The 23,661-nt window shown below is 52.5% G+C and carries 22 protein-coding genes; 13 read left to right on the top strand and 9 right to left on the bottom strand.

Features of this window, described 5'->3' with window-relative positions; translation table 11 throughout:
* Positions 1 to 180: 180 nt before the first annotated feature.
* Both lptG and lptF read right to left on the bottom strand, forming a co-directional pair.
* Positions 181 to 1,257, bottom strand: a complete 1,077-nt coding sequence (lptG, locus tag PMPD1_RS02835; RefSeq protein WP_173632616.1) for an LPS export ABC transporter permease LptG — start codon at positions 1,255 to 1,257, stop codon at positions 181 to 183.
* A complete protein-coding gene (gene lptF / locus PMPD1_RS02830; protein ID WP_173632615.1) occupies positions 1,257 to 2,357 on the bottom strand; it encodes an LPS export ABC transporter permease LptF in 1,101 nt (366 codons plus the stop codon). The genes lptG and lptF overlap by 1 nt, the downstream gene beginning before the upstream one ends.
* Positions 2,358 to 2,621: 264 nt before the next feature.
* Here lptF and pepA point away from each other — a divergent pair, with 264 nt between their 5' ends.
* The 7 genes from pepA (at position 2,622) to PMPD1_RS02795 (ending at position 9,613) form a co-directional block, all read left to right on the top strand.
* Entirely contained in the window at positions 2,622 to 4,133 is a 1,512-nt protein-coding gene (pepA, locus tag PMPD1_RS02825) for a leucyl aminopeptidase (protein WP_173632614.1), read from the top strand.
* 75 nt (positions 4,134 to 4,208) lie between these two features.
* Positions 4,209 to 4,667 carry a DNA polymerase III subunit chi gene (locus PMPD1_RS02820; RefSeq protein ID WP_173632613.1) on the top strand — a complete coding sequence of 153 codons (459 nt, stop codon included), beginning with the start codon at positions 4,209 to 4,211 and terminating at the stop codon, positions 4,665 to 4,667.
* A gap of 6 nt (positions 4,668 to 4,673) precedes the next feature.
* On the top strand, positions 4,674 to 7,529 hold the full coding sequence (locus PMPD1_RS02815; protein ID WP_173632612.1) for a valine--tRNA ligase: 2,856 nt from the start codon (positions 4,674 to 4,676) through the stop codon (positions 7,527 to 7,529).
* Between the two features lie 74 nt (positions 7,530 to 7,603).
* A complete protein-coding gene (locus PMPD1_RS02810; protein ID WP_173632611.1) occupies positions 7,604 to 8,107 on the top strand; it encodes a GNAT family N-acetyltransferase in 504 nt (167 codons plus the stop codon).
* A 101-nt stretch (positions 8,108 to 8,208) separates the two neighbouring features.
* A complete protein-coding gene (locus PMPD1_RS02805) occupies positions 8,209 to 8,913 on the top strand; it encodes a hypothetical protein (protein WP_173632610.1) in 705 nt (234 codons plus the stop codon).
* Positions 8,910 to 9,227, top strand: coding sequence for a YjeO family protein (locus PMPD1_RS02800; protein WP_173632609.1), 318 nt, complete (start codon positions 8,910 to 8,912; stop codon positions 9,225 to 9,227). Before PMPD1_RS02805 ends, PMPD1_RS02800 begins: the two co-directional genes overlap by 4 nt.
* Positions 9,228 to 9,295: 68 nt before the next feature.
* Positions 9,296 to 9,613 (top strand): contact-dependent growth inhibition system immunity protein, encoded by a 318-nt coding sequence (locus PMPD1_RS02795; RefSeq protein WP_173632608.1) that lies wholly within the window; start codon positions 9,296 to 9,298, stop codon positions 9,611 to 9,613.
* 16 nt (positions 9,614 to 9,629) lie between these two features.
* Here the strand turns inward: PMPD1_RS02795 and miaE are convergent, their stop codons facing one another.
* Both miaE and rraB read right to left on the bottom strand, forming a co-directional pair.
* Complete coding sequence (gene miaE, locus PMPD1_RS02790) at positions 9,630 to 10,400, bottom strand: tRNA isopentenyl-2-thiomethyl-A-37 hydroxylase MiaE (RefSeq protein ID WP_173632607.1); 771 nt, start codon at positions 10,398 to 10,400, stop codon at positions 9,630 to 9,632.
* A 63-nt stretch (positions 10,401 to 10,463) separates the two neighbouring features.
* A complete protein-coding gene (gene rraB, locus PMPD1_RS02785; RefSeq protein WP_173632606.1) occupies positions 10,464 to 10,886 on the bottom strand; it encodes a ribonuclease E inhibitor RraB in 423 nt (140 codons plus the stop codon).
* A 162-nt stretch (positions 10,887 to 11,048) separates the two neighbouring features.
* Here rraB and argF point away from each other — a divergent pair, with 162 nt between their 5' ends.
* From argF to ridA, 4 genes are all read left to right on the top strand, one after another.
* Positions 11,049 to 12,056: an ornithine carbamoyltransferase gene (gene argF, locus PMPD1_RS02780; protein WP_173632605.1), complete on the top strand. Its 1,008-nt coding sequence runs from the start codon at positions 11,049 to 11,051 to the stop codon at positions 12,054 to 12,056.
* A gap of 285 nt (positions 12,057 to 12,341) precedes the next feature.
* Positions 12,342 to 13,277, top strand: a complete 936-nt coding sequence (gene pyrB, locus PMPD1_RS02775; protein ID WP_173632604.1) for an aspartate carbamoyltransferase — start codon at positions 12,342 to 12,344, stop codon at positions 13,275 to 13,277.
* Between the two features lie 11 nt (positions 13,278 to 13,288).
* Complete coding sequence (pyrI, locus tag PMPD1_RS02770; RefSeq protein WP_173632603.1) at positions 13,289 to 13,753, top strand: aspartate carbamoyltransferase regulatory subunit; 465 nt, start codon at positions 13,289 to 13,291, stop codon at positions 13,751 to 13,753.
* 80 nt (positions 13,754 to 13,833) lie between these two features.
* Positions 13,834 to 14,220, top strand: coding sequence for a 2-iminobutanoate/2-iminopropanoate deaminase (gene ridA, locus PMPD1_RS02765; RefSeq protein ID WP_173632602.1), 387 nt, complete (start codon positions 13,834 to 13,836; stop codon positions 14,218 to 14,220).
* Between the two features lie 54 nt (positions 14,221 to 14,274).
* Here ridA and PMPD1_RS02760 read toward each other — a convergent pair whose 3' ends face one another.
* Positions 14,275 to 16,656 carry a beta-N-acetylhexosaminidase gene (locus tag PMPD1_RS02760; RefSeq protein ID WP_173632601.1) on the bottom strand — a complete coding sequence of 794 codons (2,382 nt, stop codon included), beginning with the start codon at positions 16,654 to 16,656 and terminating at the stop codon, positions 14,275 to 14,277.
* 353 nt (positions 16,657 to 17,009) lie between these two features.
* On the opposite strand from PMPD1_RS02760, the gene treC reads away from it, so the two are divergent.
* Positions 17,010 to 18,671, top strand: coding sequence for an alpha,alpha-phosphotrehalase (gene treC / locus PMPD1_RS02755; RefSeq protein WP_173632600.1), 1,662 nt, complete (start codon positions 17,010 to 17,012; stop codon positions 18,669 to 18,671).
* A gap of 34 nt (positions 18,672 to 18,705) precedes the next feature.
* Here treC and celB read toward each other — a convergent pair whose 3' ends face one another.
* The 4 genes from celB to PMPD1_RS02735 all read right to left on the bottom strand — a co-directional run bounded on the left by celB (position 18,706) and on the right by PMPD1_RS02735 (position 22,147).
* Complete coding sequence (gene celB / locus PMPD1_RS02750; protein ID WP_173632599.1) at positions 18,706 to 20,067, bottom strand: PTS cellobiose transporter subunit IIC; 1,362 nt, start codon at positions 20,065 to 20,067, stop codon at positions 18,706 to 18,708.
* Between the two features lie 48 nt (positions 20,068 to 20,115).
* The gene (locus tag PMPD1_RS02745; RefSeq protein WP_173632598.1) at positions 20,116 to 21,417 is read right to left on the bottom strand and encodes a 6-phospho-beta-glucosidase; all 1,302 of its coding nucleotides are present in this window, start codon (positions 21,415 to 21,417) and stop codon (positions 20,116 to 20,118) included.
* Positions 21,410 to 21,736: a PTS lactose/cellobiose transporter subunit IIA gene (locus PMPD1_RS02740; RefSeq protein WP_173632597.1), complete on the bottom strand. Its 327-nt coding sequence runs from the start codon at positions 21,734 to 21,736 to the stop codon at positions 21,410 to 21,412. The genes PMPD1_RS02745 and PMPD1_RS02740 overlap by 8 nt, the downstream gene beginning before the upstream one ends.
* Positions 21,737 to 21,844: 108 nt before the next feature.
* Complete coding sequence (locus PMPD1_RS02735; RefSeq protein ID WP_173632596.1) at positions 21,845 to 22,147, bottom strand: PTS sugar transporter subunit IIB; 303 nt, start codon at positions 22,145 to 22,147, stop codon at positions 21,845 to 21,847.
* Positions 22,148 to 22,475: 328 nt separating this feature from the next.
* On the opposite strand from PMPD1_RS02735, the gene PMPD1_RS02730 reads away from it, so the two are divergent.
* A complete protein-coding gene (locus PMPD1_RS02730) occupies positions 22,476 to 23,597 on the top strand; it encodes a MurR/RpiR family transcriptional regulator (protein ID WP_173632595.1) in 1,122 nt (373 codons plus the stop codon).
* Positions 23,598 to 23,661 lie beyond the last annotated feature (64 nt).

Raw genomic sequence — 23,661 nt, 5'->3', positions numbered from 1 at the left:
CCCGCGAGAAAATAGGCTGTTAGCAGGGAAATTTAAACGGCTACCTGTCAAATAAACAATAAAAGTTTTTAATAAGCGAAACGGAAGGGGTATTTATTTTGTTATGGCGGGAACACCACCGGGAAGGGAACGACCGGCTCGTTCACCGAAGGATGAAACCCTCACTGAACGAGCCTGCTCTTAACGTCGTTTAAGTAGCATGTACACGCTAATTGCAAAGAACAAAGCGCTGGGCAGCACCGCGCCCAAGATTGGCGGGATGCCATACACCAGGCTGAGCGGGCCAAAAATCTGATCCAGCACGTAGAACAGAAAGCCAAAACTAATCCCGGTAACGACGCGCACACCCATCGAAACGCTACGCAGCGGGCCGAAAATAAACGATAACGCCATCAGCATCATCACCGCGACCGAGAGCGGCTGGAAGATTTTACTCCACATATTCAACTGATAACGCCCCGCCTCCTGCCCGCTTTGGTGTAGATATTTCGAGTAGTTATACAGGCCGCGAATTGATAACGCATCCGGGTCAAGCGCCACCACACCGAGCTTATCCGGCGTCAGATTAGTTTTCCATTCGCCGCTCAGGGTTTGTTTACCCGCGATTTGCTGCGGATTATTCAGATCAGACTCATCCACTTGCGACAACTTCCACGCGCGCGTTTTTTTATCCCATTTAGCGCTGGCGGCGTAACGTACATTTAGCAAACGCCGCTGATCGTTAAAGTTATAGATACTGATACCGTCCAGTTGGCTATCGCCTCTGATCCGTTCAATGTAGATAAAGCTGCTGCCATCTTTCGCCCACAGGCCGTTCTGTGTGGAAACCAATGAACCGCCAAGGATTTGCTGTGCACGGTAGTTACGCGCCATTTGCTCACCCTGCGGTGCGACAAACTCGCCGATCGCCATGGTTAACAGCACCAACGGGATCGCGGTTTTCATCACCGAAAGCGCAATTTGTACGCGGGTAAACCCCGAGGCCTGCATTACCACTAACTCACTGCGCTGTGCCAGGGTGCCAAGCCCTAACAACGCGCCGAGCAGCGCGGCCATCGGGAAAAAGATCTCAATATCTTTCGGCACGCTCAACAATGTGTAGTAGCCAGCATCAAGCGCGGAATAGGCGCCCTGCCCGGTTTTTCGCAACTGGTCGACAAACTTGATGATGCCGGACAGCGACACCAGCATGAACAACGTCATCATGATGGTGTTAAAGATGGTTTTACCGATATAACGGTCAAGAACGCCAAACATTATACGGAACCTCCACGCACGAAGCGGGCGCGTATTCGGCGCACCGGCACCGTATCCCACAGGTTCAGTACAACCGCCAACGCCAGATAACCGAGGTTAATTAGCCACATCCAGATCATCGGATCGAGTTTCCCTTTGGCCCCGTTAGACTTCAGCGAACTCTGTAACAGGAAGAAAATCAGATATAGCAGCATCGCCGGCAACATCGACAACACCCGCCCCTGACGCGGGTTAACCACACTGAGCGGCACCACCATCAGCGCCATCACGATCACCGAAAACACCAGCGTGACACGCCAACTCAATTCGCTACGAAACTCCGGCGAAGAATTGTGTAACAAACTGCTAAAATCAGCCTGATCGGCGTCATTCGGATCGAGAATCGCCGGTTTATAACCAATAATCGCCTGATAATTAGTAAAGTCGGTAATGCGGAAATCACGCAGCATCGCGGTCCCTTCAAAGCGCGTGCCTTTATCCAGCGTCACCACCTGCGAACCATCGCGCCGTTGCTCCAAATGCCCGCTGTCCGCCAGCACCACCGATGGCCGCGCATTGCCCTTAGGGCGCAGTTGTGCGAGGAAAACATGACCAAACTGATTGCCTTTCACATTTTCAAGGAACAGAACGTTGTTTCCATCGCTGGATTGCTGAAATTGCCCGGCTGCCAGCGCCGCCGCGCCGGGGTTGGCTTTGGCATTTTGCGTGACTTCACTTTGGTAACGTGAAGACCACGGCCCCAGCCACACCACATTGACTGCCGCCACGACCACCGTCAGCAACATTAAGATTGATGCCGCCTTAACCAGCACCATTTTGCTCAGGCCGCAGGCGTGCATCACCGTAATTTCACTTTCGGTGTAGAGCCGGCCAAGGGTCATTAAAATGGCCAGAAACAGGCTCAGCGGCAGAATGAGCTGTGCCATTTCCGGCACGCCGAGACCTAACAGAGTCAGAACTAAATTTGTTGGGATGTCACCGTCCACGGCAGCCCCTAAGATCCTGACCAGCTTCTGACAAAAGAAGATCAGCAGCAGGATAAAGAGTATCGCCAGTTGGCTTTTGAGCGTTTCCCGAACCAGATATCTAATGATGATCACGCTTAGTACGCCTGTGAAAACTTGTCTTTTTGCAGGAAAATCGATAGTTTCAACGCTTATCCGCCATTTTTTCTCATCAATGGCCGTCGTCATAGCTAATATTGTATGACATAAGCGTTTAGGTGACGCGAAAAACTACAATTGTCACCGAAACTCAATCTGACGTCCGTTTACTAAACGTCGTTACGCAACGGTATGGCTGTCACGAAAGCGCTACATTCTAGCCGCAGCAGACGCCGTTGTCTTTAAGATTCAGGAGAGTGCATGGAGTTCAGTGTAAAAAGCGGTAGCCCGGAAAAACAGCGTAGCGCCTGCATCGTTGTCGGCGTCTTTGAACCGCGTCGGCTGTCACCTATTGCCGAGCAACTGGATAAAATCAGTGATGGCTATATCAGCGCCCTACTGCGTCGTGGTGAATTAGAAGGTAAGGTGGGTCAAACGCTGTTACTGCACCACGTGCCCAATATTCTTTCCGAACGCATTCTGTTGATTGGCTGCGGCAAAGAGCGTGAGCTGGATGAGCGCCAGTATAAGCAGGTGATTCAGAAAACCATCAACACGCTGAATGATACCGGTTCAATGGAAGCCGTGTGTTTTCTGACCGAACTGCATGTAAAAGGGCGCAACACCTACTGGAAAGTGCGCCAGGCGGTAGAAACCTCGAAAGAAACGCTTTACAGCTTCGACCAGTTAAAAAGCAATAAAACCGAACCGCGTCGCCCGCTGCGTAAGATGGTGTTCAACGTGCCAACCCGCCGTGAACTGACCAGCGGCGAGCGTGCGATTCAGCATGGTTTGGCGATTGCCGCCGGGGTGAAGGCAGCGAAAGATTTGAGCAATATGCCGCCCAATATTTGCAATGCCGCCTACCTGGCTTCGCAGGCGCGCCAACTGGCGGATGCCTACAGTAAAAATATCACTACCCGCGTAATCGGCGAGCAGCAGATGAAAGAGCTGGGCATGAATGCTTACCTGGCGGTGGGCAACGGCTCGCAGAATGAATCGCTGATGTCGGTGATTGAGTACAAAGGTAATCCGGATCCGGACAGCAAACCGATTGTGCTGGTTGGCAAAGGGTTGACGTTTGATTCCGGCGGCATCTCGATCAAACCGGCGGAAGCCATGGATGAGATGAAGTACGATATGTGCGGCGCCGCCTCGGTTTACGGCGTGATGCGGATGGTGGCGGAACTCAATCTACCGCTGAACGTAGTTGGCGTGCTGGCGGGCTGTGAAAATATGCCTGGCGGGCGCGCTTTCCGTCCAGGCGACGTGCTGACCACTATGTCTGGCCAAACCGTAGAGGTGTTAAATACCGATGCGGAAGGCCGCCTGGTCCTGTGCGATGCTCTGACCTACGTTGAACGTTTTGAACCGGAAGTGGTGATTGATATCGCAACCCTGACCGGTGCCTGCGTGATTGCGCTGGGCCACCATATCAGCGGCCTGATGTCGAACCATAATCCGCTGGCGCATGAGCTGATTGGCGCGTCCGAACAGGCGGGTGATCGCGCGTGGCGTTTGCCCATGGCGGATGAATATCAGGAACAATTGGAGTCGAATTTTGCCGATATGGCAAACATCGGCGGTCGTCCTGGCGGCGCGATTACCGCAGCCTGTTTCCTGGCACGCTTTGCGCGTAAATATAACTGGGCGCACCTGGATATTGCCGGTACCGCCTGGCGTTCGGGCAAAGCGAAAGGGGCAACCGGTCGTCCGGTGGCGTTGCTGTCACAGTTCCTGTTGAACCGTGCCGGGCTAAACGGCGACGATTAAGTCTCTCTCTTTTCCCTCGGAGGCAGGCTTGCTTGCCTCCGACGGCGGAACCCATCGCATATAATTGGCAGCATCATGAAAAACGCGACCTTCTATCTTCTGGAATCCGAGACGCCGATCGACGGACTCCGCCCGCTTGAGGTATTAGTCTGTGAGCTAGCGGAAACGCATTGGCGCCGCGGTAAACGCGTGTTGATTGCCTGCGAAGATGAACAACAAGCAATACGTTTGGATGAAGCGTTATGGCAACGTCCGGCCAATGCCTTTGTGCCGCATAATCTGGCTGGCGAAGGGCCGCGCTACGGCGCGCCGGTTGAGCTAGCCTGGCCGCAGCGCCGCGGTAATGCGCCGCGCGATCTCTTAATTAGCCTGTTGCCGCAGTTTGCAGATTTTGCCACCGCTTTCCATGAAGTGATAGACTTCGTACCTTACGAAGAATCTTTGAAACAGTTGGCGCGCGACCGTTATAAAGCCTATCGCAGCGTCGGCTTCCACTTGAATACGGCAACGCCGCCGCAGCCGCAAACGACATAAGTAGAAATGGAAAAAACATATAACCCGCAAGATATCGAGCAGCCGCTTTACGAGCACTGGGAAAAGCAGGGCTATTTCAAACCTAATGGCGATACCCGCCAGGAAAGCTACTGCATCGTGATCCCGCCGCCGAATGTCACCGGCAGCTTGCATATGGGTCACGCCTTCCAGCAAACCATTATGGATACCTTGATCCGTTATCAGCGCATGCAGGGGAAAAACACCCTCTGGCAGGCGGGTACCGACCATGCAGGTATTGCGACGCAAATGGTGGTAGAGCGTAAGATCGCCGCTGAAGAGGGCAAAACGCGCCAGGATTATGGGCGCGAGGCGTTTATCGACAAAATTTGGCAGTGGAAAGCGGAGTCTGGCGGCGCTATTACGCGCCAGATGCGGCGTCTCGGCAACTCGGTAGACTGGGAGCGCGAACGCTTCACTATGGACGACGACTTGTCTAACGCGGTGAAAGAGGTGTTTGTTCGTCTCTACAAGGAAAACCTGATCTACCGCGGCAAGCGTCTGGTGAACTGGGATCCGAAACTGCGTACCGCGATTTCCGACCTGGAAGTAGAAAACCGCGAGTCGAAAGGCTCCATGTGGCATATCCGTTACCCGCTGGCGGACGGCGCGCGCACCGCAGATGGCAAAGCGTATCTGGTGGTCGCCACGACGCGTCCGGAAACCTTGCTGGGCGATACCGGCGTGGCGGTGAACCCGGAAGATCCGCGTTATAAAGATCTGATCGGTAAGTTCGTCACCTTACCGCTGGTTGATCGCCGTATTCCGATCGTTGGCGATGAACACGCCGATATGGAAAAAGGCACCGGCTGCGTGAAGATCACCCCGGCGCATGATTTTAATGACTATGAAGTTGGTCGTCGTCACAAACTGCCGATGATTAATATTCTGACGTTTGACGGCGATATTCGCGACAGCGCGCAGGTTTACGATACCAACGGCGAAGAGTCTGAGGTTTACGACCACGCGATCCCGGCCTCATTCCGCGGCCTGGAGCGTTTCGCGGCCCGTAAAGCGGTGGTTGCCGCCGTGGATGAATTAGGTCTGCTGGAAGAGGTGAAACCACACGATCTGACCGTTCCCTATGGCGATCGCGGCGGCGTGGTCATTGAGCCGATGCTGACCGATCAGTGGTATGTCCGTACTGCTCCGCTGGCAAAAGTGGCGATTGAAGCCGTTGAACAGGGTGATATTCAGTTCGTACCGAAGCAGTACGAGAATATGTATTTCTCGTGGATGCGCGATATTCAGGATTGGTGTATTTCGCGCCAACTGTGGTGGGGGCACCGTATCCCGGCCTGGTATGACGACCACGGTAATGTGTATGTCGGTCGCAGCGAAGAAGAGGTGCGCAGCGAAAACCAGCTCGCCGCAGACGTGGCGTTGCATCAGGATGAAGATGTGCTGGATACCTGGTTCTCTTCCGGTTTGTGGACCTTCTCCACCCTTGGCTGGCCGGAAAATACTGAAGCATTGCGCACCTTCCACCCTACCAGCGTAGTGGTTAGCGGCTTCGATATTATCTTTTTCTGGATCGCACGCATGATCATGCTGACCATGCACTTTATTAAGGATGAAAACGGTAAGCCGCAGGTGCCGTTTAAGACCGTGTATATGACCGGTCTGATCCGCGATGAAGAAGGCCAGAAAATGTCCAAGTCGAAAGGTAACGTTATCGACCCGCTGGATATGGTGGATGGTATCTCACTGGAAGCGCTGCTGGAGAAACGCACCGGCAATATGATGCAGCCGCAGTTGGCGGAAAAAATTCGTAAGCGTACCGAGAAGCAGTTCCCGAACGGTATTGAACCTACCGGCACCGATGCACTACGCTTTACGCTTTCCGCGTTGGCTTCTACCGGGCGCGACATTAACTGGGATATGAAGCGTCTGGAAGGTTACCGCAACTTCTGTAACAAGCTGTGGAACGCCAGCCGTTTTGTGCTGATGAACACCGAGGAGCAGGATTGCGGTTTCAACGGCGGCGATAAGGTCCTTTCGCTGGCGGATCGCTGGATTCTGGCTGAGTTTAACCAAACGGTGAAAACCTACCGCGAGGCGCTGGATAACTACCGTTTCGATCTGGCGGCCAGTGCGTTGTATGAGTTTACCTGGAACCAGTTCTGTGACTGGTATCTGGAGTTAACCAAACCGGTGATGAACGGCGGTAGCGAAGCGGAACTGCGCGGCACGCGCCATACGCTGGTAACGGTGCTGGAAGCGCTGCTACGCCTCGCGCATCCAATTATTCCGTTTATTACTGAGACTATTTGGCAGCGCGTGAAAGTGCTGAAAGGCATTACCGCCGATACCATCATGCTACAACCGTTCCCGACCTGGTCGGCGGAAAGCGTCGATGAGGCGGCAATTGCCGATACCGAATGGTTGAAGCAAGCGATTGTCGCGGTGCGTAATATCCGTGCCGAAATGAATATCGCGCCGGGTAAACCGCTGGATGTGCTGCTGCGCGGCGCCAGTGCGGAAGTACAGCGTCGGGTTAATGATAACCGCAGCTTCCTGCAATCGCTGGCGCGTCTCAGTGCTATCACGCTACTGGCAGCCGACGATAAAGGCCCGGTTTCCGTCACTAAGCTGGTTGAAGGCGCTGAGTTGCTGATTCCGATGGCCGGTCTGGTAGATAAAGCCGCCGAACTGGAGAGGCTGGTGAAGGAGGTGACGCGCCTGGAAGGCGAGATCGCGAAAATCGCCGGAAAACTCTCTAATGAAGGCTTTGTCTCACGAGCGCCAGAGGCGGTTGTGGCGAAGGAGCGCGACCGGATGGCGGAATTTGAGCAAGCGAAAGCCAAACTGATTGAACAGCAGGCGGTAATTGCGGCATTGTAATCACTGCCCTGTTTAATCCTTTTCCAGGCCGGGCATGTCCCGGCCTGATTATGTCAGCGAAAGAGTGAACTATCATGACTACCGCGGCTCAGCTCAATTTGCGCGTCCGTCCAATAACCGGTGAAGATAATCCGGCTATTGCTCAAGTGATCCGCACAGTTTCGGCCGAGTTTGGCCTGACGGCGGATAAAGGCTATACCGTTTCCGATCCGCAGCTTGATCGGCTGTTTGAACTGTATAGCGCGGCGAACAGCGCTTACTGGATTATCGAACTGGATGGTGTAGTGGTCGGCGGCGGCGGCGTTGCGCCTTTACAATGTAGCGAACCGGATATTTGTGAACTGCAAAAGATGTATTTCCTGGCGCCGGTGCGCGGTCTTGGTTTGGCGCGGCAATTGGCGTTACGGGCGTTGGATTTCGCCCGTGAGCGCGGTTTTACCCGCTGCTATCTGGAAACGACCGGTAGCCTGACACGTGCCATTAAATTGTATGAGCAGTTAGGTTTTGAGCATATTAGCGGCCCAATGGGGTGTACGGGTCATGTTGATTGCGAAGTGCGGATGCTGAAAAGGTTGTGAATAAAAACCAACCTTACATCACAAATTCAGTATAACCTCTTGACAGTTCATCGAGAAAAAAATAAATAATAAAAAATTAGGGAATTATGCCAGGAGGCGCGATGAATATGTTTTGTCAGGTAGATAACGAAGGGTTTCCACATTGGAACGGGATTGATTTTATGCGATTTTGGTTTTTACCAAACAATCACCGTTTCCTTACCGGCGAAAACTACCTATGGGCTTATAAAGCTTCTTTTCTGGTTTATAATAGAAGCCGTATAATTAAAATAGCAAGGGAAGAGAAAATACCGCCCTTTTTACTGGCTGGCGTAGCAGCAGCAGAAGTCGGAGGCACTCCGGAAAGGCTTAAGGGTTATGGTGTTCTACAATTTAGACAACTTATTGAATTTTTGATAAATACCGATAATAAATGGTCAAATGCTGTCTCAGTTGGTGCGGTGGCGATACAACTCAGAGCCGTAGCCGAAACATTAGGGCTTGATCCTTCTCAACTAAGTTCTTTACAGCAGTTTCAACTTTCTACCTGTTTATTAAATAATGAGTTTAATTTACGAATTGTTGCTCAACATTTGAAGCAACTAATCTTTGCTGATTATCCAAACACGAATACAGAAATATTAAATGATGAGCAAATCATTTTAGCTGGCTCACGATATAATCGGGGAACCCAACGCATCAAACAAGATTTTATAGATTCTATTCATGCATCTAAGGGAGACCCGATGCGTGAATATAGCTCATATGGCAGAAGAATATTAGAGAAGAAAAAGACGCTCAATCATATCCTTGGAATAAAAGAATGAACTGGAAAAAATTCACCATCACTACGCTCTGGTTTTTATTGAGTATATTTATGATTGCTTACCTCTCTTATTTTAAAGAAGAGCAATATATTGATGGCGATGAAGTCAAGACGCTATGTGATGCGTATCGGATATTTATGGTTGATGACATTCGGGCTTTCACCGCACCATTGACGTTGATGCTGCTGCTACCTTTTATTTGGCTAACCCTACGAAAAAAACATCGTACATTATATTTGATTGTGATGACGGTTATTTTATTCGCTTTTTGGTACTGGCGCTTTTTCGGTCGCTTACAGCTATGTTTGGCATAATGATTCGTAAGAATACAATGGAAAACCTTTTTATATACTCACTTCTTACCCTTTACCGTAGGTAAATCATGAGCGACTACCCTTATCTGAGATCGCTACTTGGTGGCTACTTTAACCAAGACTACGATATCATCAACGGCCCAGACATCTCTGATGAAGGCATCATAAAATACTATATTGAACATGTTTCCGATAATGTACTCCATGAGTTACTTATTGAAATTGATGACTTCGAATGTAAGTTCAGCCACAATCTTGACGCAAGCTTTGAAACACAGTTTTCACCGGAATTATGTCTTAATCCAATTAAAGATTTTTTCACGTTATTGCGGAAACATATAATCGTTCATTTGGCAAAAAGAGGTGACACACCAGCCACCCCATAAACGCAACGTACCTACATTACGCCGAAAAAGCAGGCACCCCGCTATGAAACCGTAACGCGTTATCCGGCGCCAAAATTAGCTTCGCCTCGTTTTCCCCAATCTTTCTTACCCGGGCGCTAATCTCTACTGGCGAAATGCGTGCCGCCAACGCCAGATAATCCTGATAGTGGCGCGCCTCAGAACGCAGCAATGACAGATAAAACTTCTCCAGTTCCTCATCCAGATACGGTGCCAGGCTGGCAAACCGCTCACAGGAGCGCGCTTCAATAAAAGCGCCACAGATCAGTTTATCCACCAGCGTATCCGGTTCATGCGTCGTCACCTCACGCATCAACCCTTTCGCGTAACGGCTGGCGGTAATGCGAATATAAGGAATACCGCGCGACTGCATAATTTCCCATACCTGATAAAAATGGTGTAGCTCCTCTTTAATCAGCAACACCATCTTTTCCAACAATTCATCGCCCCACGGCACATCGTGGCGCGACAGAATGCGTTTCGACAGGTTTTTATGCGCGTTTAAAAAATCAGTATCGTACTGTTGTTGCCCGTGCACAAACGTCTCGTAAGGCTGCATCCAGGCAAGCAACGCTTCTGCGCCCGGTTTATCGGCAACATATTTACGAATCAGCCAGGTGGCGGTTTGCGCCGCCTTCAGTTCGCAAATCAGATGGTCGGTGAGCAGCAACGGCAAGTTTTCCGGCTTGCGCGCCGCTTCTATCCACGACTGGGGCGTACGGCACTGCAGAAACTGATGAATAGGGGTAAGAAGATCGCTATAAGTCATGACGACATTTTTAATCGGTTCAAGTCAGGCCGGCGAAACACCGGCCCGGAAGTTAATTCATGATTAGTGACGGACGCCGTCATCATCTTCATCAATATAGGTGCCGCCCTCTTCGTCGTCCTCTTCGGCATCAGGATCTTCGAAATAGGTTCCCCACCCGTCATAATCAACATGGTATTTCGCCGCCATGTTCACCAGTTGCTCAACCTGGACATCAATCAATTCAGCATTGAGCGCCAGCTCACTCAGAATATCCACGCACATCACGGTGGTGCCATCTTCCAGTTCCAGCTCTTCCGGGTCGGTAACTTCATAACCCAGCTTGAAAGCATCAACGGCGGCCTTTTCCAGCGAATCGAAATTGTTGCAGGAGAGATGATGCTCAATGGTGTAGAGCGCATCCGGATCGCTACCATCATCCAGCAGCTCTTCAATAATCAGCCGCGTCTCTTCGCGCTGCTCTTCCAGCAATTCTTCGTATGCCATGATTCAGTCCTCTGTGTGTGGCAATCAATTTTATTATTTTCCCACACTGCTCTTCGCGCCACTACACAAAACAGAAAGTTTCTTTAGCGTGGGGTTGAAAATGAATATTCATACGGTTAAATTGAATTTTAATTCATTTAATTGCCCGACATGGAGTACCGTATGAGTCAACTCTTTCAACGCGCTTTCCTCAGACTGCTGGACTTTACCCCGGCAGAACTGACCGCCCTGCTGGCGCTTGCCGCTGAATTAAAAACCGCTAAAAAGAAAGGTGAAGAAACGCGACATCTGACCGGTAAAAACATCGCGCTCATCTTCGAAAAAGACTCGACTCGTACCCGATGCTCTTTCGAAGTTGCCGCATACGATCAGGGTGCAAATGTCACTTATCTTGGCCCTAGCGGAAGCCAAATTGGTCATAAAGAGTCAATTAAAGATACCGCGCGTGTATTGGGGCGCATGTACCACGGCATTCAGTATCGCGGTCACGGTCAGCAAGTGGTAGAAACGCTGGCGCAATACGCCGGGGTGCCGGTGTGGAATGGCTTAACCAATGAGTTTCACCCGACCCAATTGCTGGCTGATTTACTGACTATGCAGGAACATTTGCCGCAAAAATCTCTGCATGAAATGACGCTGGTCTATGTGGGCGATGCGCGTAATAACATGGGCAACTCAATGCTGGAAGCCGCGGCGCTGGCCGGGTTGGATTTACGCCTGGTGGCGCCGAAAAGCTGCTGGCCAGATGCTGAATTAGTGGCAGCCTGCCGCCAGGCCGCCACGCAGACCGGCGGAAAAATCACCCTGACGGAAGCGATTGCCGAAGGCGTCAAAGGCGCGGATTTCATTTATACCGATGTGTGGGTCTCAATGGGCGAACCGAAAGAGACTTGGCGTGAACGTATTGCTCTGCTGCGTGATTATCAGGTCAATATGGCCATGCTAAAACAGACCGGCAATCCGCAGGTGAAGTTTTTACACTGCCTACCCGCCTTTCATGATGACCAGACGACGCTCGGGCAGCAGATGGCGCAGCAATATGATCTGCATGGCGGCATGGAAGTCACCGATGAGGTGTTTGAGTCCACGCACAGTATCGTCTTCGATCAGGCGGAAAACCGTCTGCACACCATTAAAGCGGTAATGGTCGCGACCTTAACGCAACCATAATCTACACCGCCGCGCCGAACCCGGCGCGGTGCGTCAGCCAGAGGCAAACGTTTACCTGGCGTGGGATTTTCACTTGATGCGCGGCGCTGATTGCGTATAATGCCCGACAATTTGCCGGGAGGACCTATGCAACTGAGCACCTTTGACATCACCGCTCAACCGCGCCTGATAGCAGGCGCTAAGCCTTTTTCCTTCCGTTGCCCAACCGATCATATCAAGCCCCTTATTTCAGGGGCTTTTTTTTCGCCCGTCATCCACTGCCGACCGCCGCGAGGAGAGTGACTTATGGCCAATCCGCTGTATAAAAAACACATTATTTCCATCAATGATCTCAGTCGGGAAGAGTTGGAACTGGTGCTAAAAACCGCCGCCAGCCTGAAAGCACACCCGCAACCGGAGTTACTGAAACATAAGGTTATTGCCAGTTGTTTCTTTGAAGCCTCTACCCGCACGCGCCTGTCGTTTGAGACCGCAATACACCGCCTGGGCGCCTCGGTAGTGGGGTTTGCCGATGGCAGCAATACCTCGCTCGGGAAAAAAGGCGAAACGCTGGCTGACACCATTTCGGTGATTGGTACCTATGTCGATGCTATCGTGATGCGCCATCCGCAAGAAGGCGCGGCGCGGCTGGCAACTGAGTTTTCCGGCGGCATCCCGATTTTGAACGCGGGCGATGGCGCTAATCAGCATCCGACGCAAACCCTGCTCGATCTGTTTACCATTCAGGAAACGCAGAGCCGCCTGAGCAACCTGAATATCGCGATGGTCGGCGATCTGAAGTATGGCCGAACCGTACACTCGTTAGCACAAGCGCTGGCGAAGTTCGAAGGTAACCGCTTCTTCTTTATTGCCCCGGATGCGCTGGCAATGCCCTCCTACATTACCGACATGCTGGATGAAAAAGGGATTGCGTGGAGCCGCCACGACACCATTGAAGAGGTGATTCCGCAGGCGGATATTCTGTATATGACGCGCGTACAAAAAGAGCGTCTCGACCCATCAGAATACGCCAATGTGAAAGCGCAGTTTATTCTACGGGCCGCCGACCTGGCCGGCGCGCGCGACCATATGAAAGTGCTGCATCCGCTACCGCGCATTGATGAAATCACCACCGATGTGGATGCCACACCGTATGCCTGGTATTTCCAGCAGGCAGGCAATGGTATTTATGCACGTCAGGCGCTGTTAGCGCTGGTACTGAATAGCGAACAGGTTCTGTAAGGGGAATGATCATGACGCAAGATAATAAACTGCAGGTTGAGGCAATTAAGCGCGGCACGGTGATTGACCATATCCCGGCGCAAATTGGGTTTAAACTTCTGTCGCTGTTTCGCCTTACCGAAACCGATCAGCGTATTACCATTGGCCTAAACCTGCCTTCCGGCGAGTTGGGGCGCAAGGATCTGATTAAAATCGAGAACACTTTCTTAACCGACGATCAAATTAATCAGTTGGCCGTTTACGCGCCGCACGCCACGGTCAACCGTATTGATGAATATGAGGTAGTGGGGAAGATTTCGCCCACGCTCCCGGAAACCATTGAGCGAGTGTTAACCTGCCCGAACGGTAACTGTATTAGCCGCAGCGAACCGGTTAACTCCAGCTTCGCAGTGAAACAGCGTCCTGAAGATATCTATCTGAAGTGCAAATATTGTGAGAAAGAGTTTGCGCATCATGTGGTGCTGGCAAACTGGTAATCGCCCCCGCTGGCCCTATAATGGGCGGCTACCGGCAGCGCCGCATTGGCTGTCTTTTTCAGATAAGTAAAGGAGAAATCATGTCTCGCGAAATCAGTACGGAAAACGCACCCGCGGCTATCGGCCCTTACGTTCAGGGCGTGGATCTGGGCAGCATGATCATCACGTCCGGGCAGATCCCGGTCGATCCGAAAACCGGCGCGGTATCCGACGATATTTCTGCTCAGGCGCGCCAATCGCTGGAAAACGTGAAAGCGATCGTTGAGGCGGCGGGTTTAAAAGTGGGCGATATTGTGAAAACCACGGTGTTTGTCAAAGATTTGAATGACTTCGCCACGGTGAATGCAACCTATGAAGCCTTCTTTAGCGAACACGCCGCGCCGTTCCCGGCCCGTTCTTGCGTGGAAGTGGCCCGGTTGCCGAAAGATGTGAAGATTGAAATTGAGGCGATTGCGGTTCGCCGTTAAGCGCCGGTGGGCCAGGGGTTCCTGGCCTCTACCGCACTACCCTCGCTCAACGCATTATTTAAACGAACGTAATAACTTCTCTACCGGATATACCAACGCAATCACCACTTCATCCTGCGTCTGCGCGGCTTCATCCAGTGTCTTATGCATCGCCGCCATATCCCGCGCGCCAAATGTCTGGTTCCGCTCTATCGCCTCAACCAGTGCTATGCCGATACGGCTAATCTCTTCCACGCGTTGCGCCGTCGGTTGCAGCGCTTTAAGCTGATAATTACCGGCCAGCAAAGGCATCACCTGCGGAATCGCGGTTTGCCAACGCGCCAGTTGCTGATAGATAGCCTGCGCCGCCTGCCGGTTACCACGATCATTAATCAACGTATCGACCTGCGTATCCAGTATGCGCACCGCCTCGCTTTCCGCCGGTAACGCATCCGCCAGCCGGTTTAACGGCTCCAGCGCGTTATAATGCCCGGCCTGAAATTTGAGGTGCTGACGCGTGTAATAACCCGCCGGTTCCAGCGCCTCGGCGAAAATTTGTAGCGGAATCGTGTCGGTCGTATTCGCCAACCGCGTCAATTGCCGCTGCATTTCGCTATGTTGCTGAAGGCCAACCGACACGACCGACCACCGGTCCACCGCCGCCAAACGCTGATACATATTCTCTTCATTGGTCACTTCTTGCGCTGACCATAGGCGCTCGGCCACCACGAAGGTACGCGGCCACAGTTTCACATCCAGCAAATCGGCGTTGACGTTTTCCGCCCACATCGCGACTTCGCCGCCCAACAGATTGGCGCGCTGTTGCGCATCCGGCACCGCAGGCTGAATTCCGGCTGGCGTCTGTGTGAGTTTTTCGCCCTGTGTCAGATAACGCACGTTGCTCACCAGCATATAGCCCGTGAGCTTATCCTGCGCCAGCGTGACCACCGGCTGCACTTCGCCCATCCAGGTATCAACGCGGAATGTCACCTGATGCGGCGCCAGCCAGTTAACTTCACGCACCATGCGCCGGGACTTACCGGCAAAATCGATAAATCCACGCCATCCCTGTTTGCCATCGATCAGCGTAAAACTGCCTTCTACCGGGCTGCCTTTTAAGCGCGGCAAGGTAAATTGCCAGCTTTGCGCCTCTTCCCCCGGTTGTTGCTGGTCGCGGCCTTGTAGCCCCTGCGGGTAAATTTCGTTGCGGTAGTGATAAGCGGCGGATTGTGGCTGGTCGAGATAAAAACCGGTGGAGAGAATACCGCGATAGCCCTTTTTCGCCACTTCGCCTAGCGCATCCTGCCCTTGCCAGGATTGGATCACAACATTGTGCGGCAGTTCGGGCTGATAAATTTCATCCCAGCCAATCATCTGCCGATGATGTTTTTCAAGGATCGTTTCCACCCGGCGATTGAAATAAGCCTGCAGGGCATGCGCATCTTTTAACCCGTGATCATGCATAAATTGCTGAATTTTTGGCGATGCGTTCCACTGCGTGGGATCGACTTCGTCGCCGCCAATATGCAGATAGCTATCGGGGAAAATCTCCGCCATTTCGCCGACGAGCGTATCAATAACGCGATACACCTCTTCATTCGACGGGTCTAATAGCGGCTTGAACACGCCCCAGCCACGTTCCATCGCATACGGCCCCGGCTGGCTGATTAACTGCGGCATCGCCACCGCGATTGCCGATGCATGGCCTGGCATATCAAGCTCTGGCACCACGCGTACGCCGCGTTCGGCGGCATAACGCACCACGGCTTTCATCTCATCCTGCGTGTAGAACAGCCCGTCGCTGGCTTTTTGCTGGAGCTGTGGGTAGTGCGTTGAGGCAAAGCGCCACCCTTGATCATCGGTAAGATGCCAGTGCAACACATTCATGCGCGCGGCGGCGATGCCATCAATCTGGCGTTTAATCGTTGCCAGCGGCATAAAGTGGCGGGCAGAATCGATCAATACGCCGCGCCACGGAAAACGTGGTCGGTCGCGAATACTGACTAACGGAATCGCACTATTTTCACTGTCGTTTTGAATCAACTGTAACAAGGTTTCCATGCCGCGCATGGCGCCAAAACGCGTATTAGCTTTCAGGACAACGCCGTTCAACGTCACATCCAGGCGATAACTTTCATCGTTATCCACACCCGGGATAACCGCTACCGCCCGGGCAATATCAATACGAATGGTGGGATTTTTCGTCACTGACGCATCGGTCATTATCGGCCAGCCGGTTTGCCGCGCAATCCGCCCCAGCCAGCGCTCGCGAGCGCCATCCAGATTATCGCCGTTAATCTGTAGCGTGAGTTGCGGAGTCAGGACTAATTTGCCGCTTTGAGCTGGTTGTTCCACCTGCTGTGGCCATGGCATGAGCGGTAAACTTCCGACCGTTGATGCAAACCCACAACAGGAAAACAGTAACGATGAAATAAGCGTGGCGCGACGCAGCGGCATAAATAACTCCATGTTTAAAAAGGCAACCCGCATAGCGGAAACCCCACTCATTAACCACAATTCATCTTGCCCGGCAAGCCTGAAAAGGCTAAAAAATGACCACTTCGTAAATTTTTGCAACAACCTTATCAGTGAATTTACTTAATCGGTTGCTGCACCGCTTCCCGCGCCAGAGCGTGTCGCCACGCCTTTTGTGCTGCCTACCGCCACGCTAGCCCTATTTTTTCGACCCATTCTGATCGGTACAGCGTCCCGAACCGCCAGTAAGTGGCTAACCTTAGGGAACAGCGAATAACACTAACAACGGTTGATAAACCAGGCGGCGTGATTCGCCTGATAATCAGGATTGAGCAATGAATAAAATTCCACCCTGGTGGCAAAATGGCGTCATCTATCAAATTTATCCGAAGAGTTTCCAGGACACGACCGGTAGCGGCACCGGCGACTTAGCAGGTGTGATCCAGCGCCTTGATTATCTGAAATTACTCGGTGTTGACGCGCTGTGGCTTACCCCATTTTATATCTCACCACAGGTGGATAATGGCTACGATGTAGCGAACTATACCGCCATCGATCCGGCCTATGGCACGCTGAATGATTTCGATAATTTGGTGGAGCAAGCGCACCAGCGCGGCCTGCGTGTGATCCTCGATATGGTGTTTAACCATTCGTCGACTCAACATCACTGGTTTCATGAGGCGCTGGATAAAGAGAGCCCGTACCGTTCCTACTATATCTGGCGCGACGGCACGCCTAATGAGCCGCCGAATAACTGGCGTTCAAAGTTTGGCGGCTCCTCATGGCGCTGGCACCCGGAAAGCGGTCAGTACTATATGCACTTGTGGGCGCCGGAGCAGGCCGATCTGAACTGGGAGAACGAACATGTGCGCGCCGAGTTAAAACAGATCGTTAATTTCTGGGCCGATCGCGGCATTGACGGGCTACGCCTCGACGTGGTGAATCTGGTGTCAAAACATCAGGATTTTCCCGATGATCCGCACGGCGATGGCTTGCGGTTATATACCGATGGGCCGCGTATCCATGAATATATGCAGGAGATGAGCCGTGATGTTTTTCGTCCACGCGAGCTGATGACGGTGGGCGAAATGTCCTCCGCCACGCTGGAGCACTGCCAGCGTTACGGCGCGCTGGATGGGCAAGAGCTCTCAATGGTGTTTAGCTTTGACCATGTAGAAGTGGATTTTTACCAGGGACAAAAGTGGACGCTGACGCCGCTTGACCTGGTCGCGCTGAAAGGCATTTTTACCCATTGGCAACAGGGTATGCATAACCAAGCGTGGAATGCGCTGTTTTGGTGTAATCACGACCAACCGCGCGTGGTATCGCGCTGGGGCGATGAAGGCGAATACCGTGTTCAATCCGCCAAGATGCTGGCGATGGCGCTACACGGCATGCAGGGCACGCCTTACATCTTTCAGGGCGAAGAACTCGGCATGACTAACCCACATTTCAGCCGGATTATCGACTATCGCGATATTGAGAGCCATAACATGTATGCCGAGTTGCGCGCACAGGGGCGCGACAGTGAAAACTTGTTGACTATCCTCGCCAGCAAATCGCGCGATAACGGCCGTACGCCAATGCAGTGGGACGCCAGTGAAAATGCCGGGTTTAGCGACGGGACGCCGTGGATTGGCATGAGCCCGAATTATGAAACGGTCAATGCGGCCACGGCGATTGAAGACCCGGATTCGGTGTTTTACACCTATCAAAAGCTGATTCAGTTGCGTAAAACCCATTTGATTCTCACGTGGGGTGATTACACCGATTTGCTGCCGGACCATCCTTATTTGTGGTGTTACCGCCGTTGCTATGAGGGCGAGATGCTGATCGTGGTGAGTAATTTTAGTCGCGAGGCGCAGTCCTGGCACCCTGAACCCTTCCAGGGCGAATGGGAGATTTTGGCGGGAAATTATCCAGATAGCCATACCGTTCCGGGTGAGATGATGCTCCGCCCGTATGAAGCGGTATGGTGGTATCAGAAAGCTCGCTGAGAGGTTACCCGGCGCCTGAACGCCGGGTATCTGATTACGCGTGCGTTGCGCCCGAAGTGTGGGTTTCTGCCGCAGCAACCGCGGTCGCTTGTTGCTCTTCGCGCAATTTCAGCCGATCCCAGGCCCGGAAGAAGGGATAGTAAATCACCAACGAAAGACCGAGGTTTACCGCCTGTAATATCGTTCCCGAAATATGGCCGCCAGTGGCCAAATAACCGCTGACGAAAATCGGTGTGGTAAACGGTAACGCAATACCCGCAGGCGGTGCGACTAACCCGGTCGACATGGAAAAGTAAGAAACCAGCACCAGCACCACCGGCGTTAAAATAAATGGCAGGAAAAAGTAAGGGTTCATCACCAACGGAATGCCAAACACCATCGGCTCACTGATGTTGAATAACGCGCCCGGCGCGGCAATTTTCCCCAATTGTTTCATCTGCACGCTACGGCTGCGCAACAGCATAAATAGCACCAATCCTAACAACGCGCCGGTGCCGCCGGGCGCGATCCACAGGTCATAAAATTGCTGCGTGATAATATGCGGGATCGGCAGGTTATGTTGAAAGGCATCAAGATTTTCCGTCATGTTCGACAGCCAAACCGGCTGGATAAATACCAGCACGATGGCATCGCCATGTAGGCCAAGCGTCCACAGCACGCCAATCAGAATAACCGAGAAGATCATACCCGGCAGGGTACCGCCTACGTGATGCATCGGAATACCAATGATGGTGGCGATCATATTATTCACATCGCCAAACGGTGAGGCTTCCACCGCCAGACGCAATGCCAGCACAATCGCCAATACGCAGAAACCGGGGATCAACGCGAGGAAAGATTTTGCGACCGCCGGAGGCACCCCGTCCGGCATACGGATGACTAAATTACGCCCGCTAACAAAACGGTAAATCTCCGTTGATAGCAGCGAAATAATGATGGCGACAAATAACCCCTGGCTACCGATCAAGTTAACCGGGATCACGCCATCGACGATTTTTTGCGCCGCGCCTTCTACCGGGGCGAAAAGCGTGTGCTGTGGAATGGTCATCATAAACGCCACCAGCGACATGGCGCCGCTGGTTAGCGGATCGATGGTACGGTACTTTTCCGCCAGCCGATAGGCAATGCCGAAGCTCGACAGGATCGCCATAATGTCGTAAGTGGCCTTCACCGGATACAACAGCTTATCGCGCCAGGCATCACCAAAGACACCGGCCATCACGTGCCCCCACGCCGGAATGGGCAAATAAGCGAAGATTAAGAAAAAACTCCCAATCAACATAAATGGCATGTTGAGAATAATACCGTCGCGTACCGACAACACATGTTTCTGACCGGCCACTTTCAACGCAGCCGGTAAAACATAACGCTCGATCAGTGATTGATTAGTAGACATAGTCACCCCTTACCGTCGTGCTTAGCCGACGTTATTGTTATAGTGCGCTCAGTTAAATTGCGGCAACCACGGCTGATTAATCCGTAGCACATCCTGCAATAACGCTTCGGCTGACGCCAGGTTGCCAATCAACGGATTGGTGACCAGCGCCAATAACGCGCTAGCGCGATCGCCATGAACCGCCGCTTCGATGGTCAAACGCTCAAAATCTTTTATCTGCTGCGTTAAACCATTCATCGCCGGAGGCAGCGGGCCAAAGCTCAGCGGGTGAGCGCCTTGGGCGTCAATCAGGCAGTTGGTTTCTACCACCGCATCGTTCGGCAGCCCTTGAATAGCGCCATTGTTACGGCAGTTGACCACCATCTCCTTACCGCTGTTGTTATGGATGGCCTGGATCAGTTCAACCGCTACTTCCGAGTAAAATGCGCCGCCGCGGAAGCTGAGTTGTTCTGGTTTGTGGTCAAGATGGGGATCGGCATACAAGGCGAATAACTCCGCTTCAACCTTCATCACTTGCTCAGCACGAGTACCATTGGATTGCGCCGCTTCCACTTCCTCTTCCAGCATGGCGCGCGTCTGGTAAAAGTAGCGATGATAAGGGCAAGGAATGGCGCCCAATGCGCGTAAGAAGGCTGGCGGCCAGGGGATCTCTTTGATGTTATTCATCGACAAGGCGTTACCATCACACAACAGTTCGATGGTTTTGGCCGTTACATCCCGCCCCTGCTGCGTGACCTGATGCACCCAAACCATGTGGTTTAGCCCGGCGAAACGTAACGCCACCTCTTCGCGTTTAGCTTGTAACATATCGGCAATCATATGGTGCATGGTAACCGGTACATTACACAGGCCGATGATTTTCGCCTTACTGTAGCGGGACACCGCTTCGGTAACGATGCCGGCAGGATTGGTGAAGTTAATGATAAAGGCGTCCGGCGCCAACGCTTCGACTTTACGCGCCACTTCCATCAGAACCGGAATGGTACGCAGCGCCTTAGCAAAGCCGCCTACACCCGTGGTTTCCTGGCCAAGCATGCCGTACTGTAGGCCGAGGCGTTCATCTGCCGCACGGGCCGCCAGTTGCCCCACGCGCAACTGCGTCAGGACAAAACGCGCGCCTTTTATTGCCTCATCCAGCGTGAAATGTACGCTAACTTTCACCTGCTCCAGGCCGTTACGCTTCAACATCCGCCTGGTCAGCGCGGCGATAATTTCGACCTTTTCCCGCCCCGACTCAACATCCACCAGCGCCAGTTCGCTAACCGGCACCTCCTGATAACGCTGGATAATACCTTCCATTAATTCTGGCGTGTAGCTACTGCCACCGCCGATAACCGCAATCTTAAACATGAGATACTCCTGTTTCCGGTAAACGGCGATACAGCGCGATAATATCGGTCGCCAAATCTTGAATAACCATTGCATTCATTAAGTGATCCTGGGCGTGTACGGCAATCAGGGTCACCGGAAGCTTACCGCTGCCTTCATCCAGACCGATTAAGGCGGTTTGCATCCGATGGGCGGCGCTTACCGCCGTTTTTGATTCGTCCATCGCCTGTTCTGCCGCGGCGAAATCACCGTGGCGCGCCTGCTGTAGCGCGGATAATGCGTGGCTACGCGCGGTCCCCGCATGCACCAGCAGTTCCATAATCACGTTTTCCAGCTCCATAAAAATTCCTCTTTGACGAAATTTGGGATGCACGAAGCCGCATGCGGCATCAACCACGCATCGCAAAGTGATATATAAATAAAGGCTCCGGCGGCGTGCCGGAAAAAGTTAGGCCAGTAGCGTCAACGCTTTATCCAGCACCTTGTCGCCACGCATCGTGCCGTAATCCATCATATCGATCACCGCGACCGGTTTGCCCAGCGGCGCGGCCAACTCCCGCAGGCGCGGGGCTTCAAATTGCACTTGTGGCCCTAATAACACCACATCGGCATCGGTAATAATGCGTTCAAATTCGGCGACCGGCACCGCATCAATCCGCACATCAAGGTCACGCTTTTGCGCTTCAGCTTTCATTTTGCTCACCAACATACTGGTGGACATTCCCGCCGCACAGCAGAGTACAATTCGCATAACTTTTCCTCTTAGGCTTACGTTGCTCAAATATAAAACAGAAGCTTTTGGCCCTGTAAATACCCTGACGTCATCGCTTTTTGTGATAATTCCGACAACCGTTTAATAATCATAACGATATAAAAAATTGAGTATGAAAATTTTTTTCATCAATGTGATCGCGGTTTATTTTTTAATAACCACGACGAATACAGAAAATATTAAAATCATTATTTTTCAAATAATTAAATTAAAATTTCGGTGTAAAACGTAAAAAATTGCCGATGAAAAATATTTTCATGGCAAGATAGAGACTATCAACAAGGTTAGGTAAGGGGCGAAACAACGTATGGATATTGTCTGGCAACTTCAGAGCGGGCTTAAGCATCTGCCGCCGCAGCAGACGCGCGTGGCGCGTTTCGTCCTTGATAACCTGCGTTTTTCCTCTACGGCTACGCTGGAGGAGCTGGCCGCTAAAGCGGGCGTCAGTACCGAGACACTTTCGGTATTTGCGCGTTCGGTAGGCTGTCAAGACTTGGATGATTTTCTGCGCCAGCTACGTGCGCTAAGCCATCCACACCCGGATGAAAACAGCGTACAGCCAGCCATCTCCGGCGATCATGATTACGCCACCACCACCACGCTGGAAAAACTGGCGGCGAAAGCCGGCATTGGGCCGGACCTGTTAAAGCGCTTTGCCCGTTCAATTGGGCGCGAGGATTTTAGCGATATTCTTTTTCAAATTCGCCATCGGTTAAATGAACTGAGCCAACAAGAAGCGCGCGTGGCGCGCTGCGTGTTGGAGGATGTGAACTTCGCCGCCTCCGCCACCATTGAACAACTCGCCACCCAGGCGGGCGTCAGTCCGGCGACGATTACACGGTTTGCCAAATCGGTTGGCTGCGAAGATATCCGCGATTTGCGGATGAAGCTGGCGCAGGCCAGCGCAGCACATTCACGCTATTTACCCGTCCAGGAAACCGCCAGCGCGCTGCCCGCTGAGTGGGAACGTTATCTGAGCGAGGTGCAGCAGACTTTGCGCCAGCAGTTATTGCAGATTCCGCATCAGGCTTTTAGCCAGGCCGCCACCACCTTACGCCAGGCGCGTAGCGTCCATATTTTCGCTCGTGGCGCGCAGGATAGTGCCTGCGCCGCGCAACTTCAGTATCAACTGATGGAAAAAGGGATTGCCGCATCGTTTTGTCATGAAGAGAATTTAATGCGTATGACCGCCGCCACGCTCAATGACGACCATGCGTTGGTGGTGTTCGCCAGCGGTACGGCGGATGCGTCTCTGCAAAGCGCGGCTCTCGAAGCGCACCGCCGGGGGTTACCGATTATTGCCTTCACCACCGAGGATAATCCGTTAGCGGCACTCTCACACCAGCGTTTAACCCTGCCCACTTCCGCTATTCACGCACGCTATGGCGTTATGATGACCATCGATCTGTTGCTGGCGGCATTAGCGTAACTTAACGCGGCAGCGCTTCGCGCGCTGCATTTCTCTCCTCCTCTCCTGCCATTTTTTGCCCGCC

This window comes from Paramixta manurensis (assembly GCF_013285385.1).
Classification (GTDB): Bacteria; Pseudomonadota; Gammaproteobacteria; order Enterobacterales; family Enterobacteriaceae; genus Paramixta; species Paramixta manurensis.
Note: the sequence above shows the minus strand (reverse complement) of the source record. Positions and strands in the feature narration are given on the sequence as shown.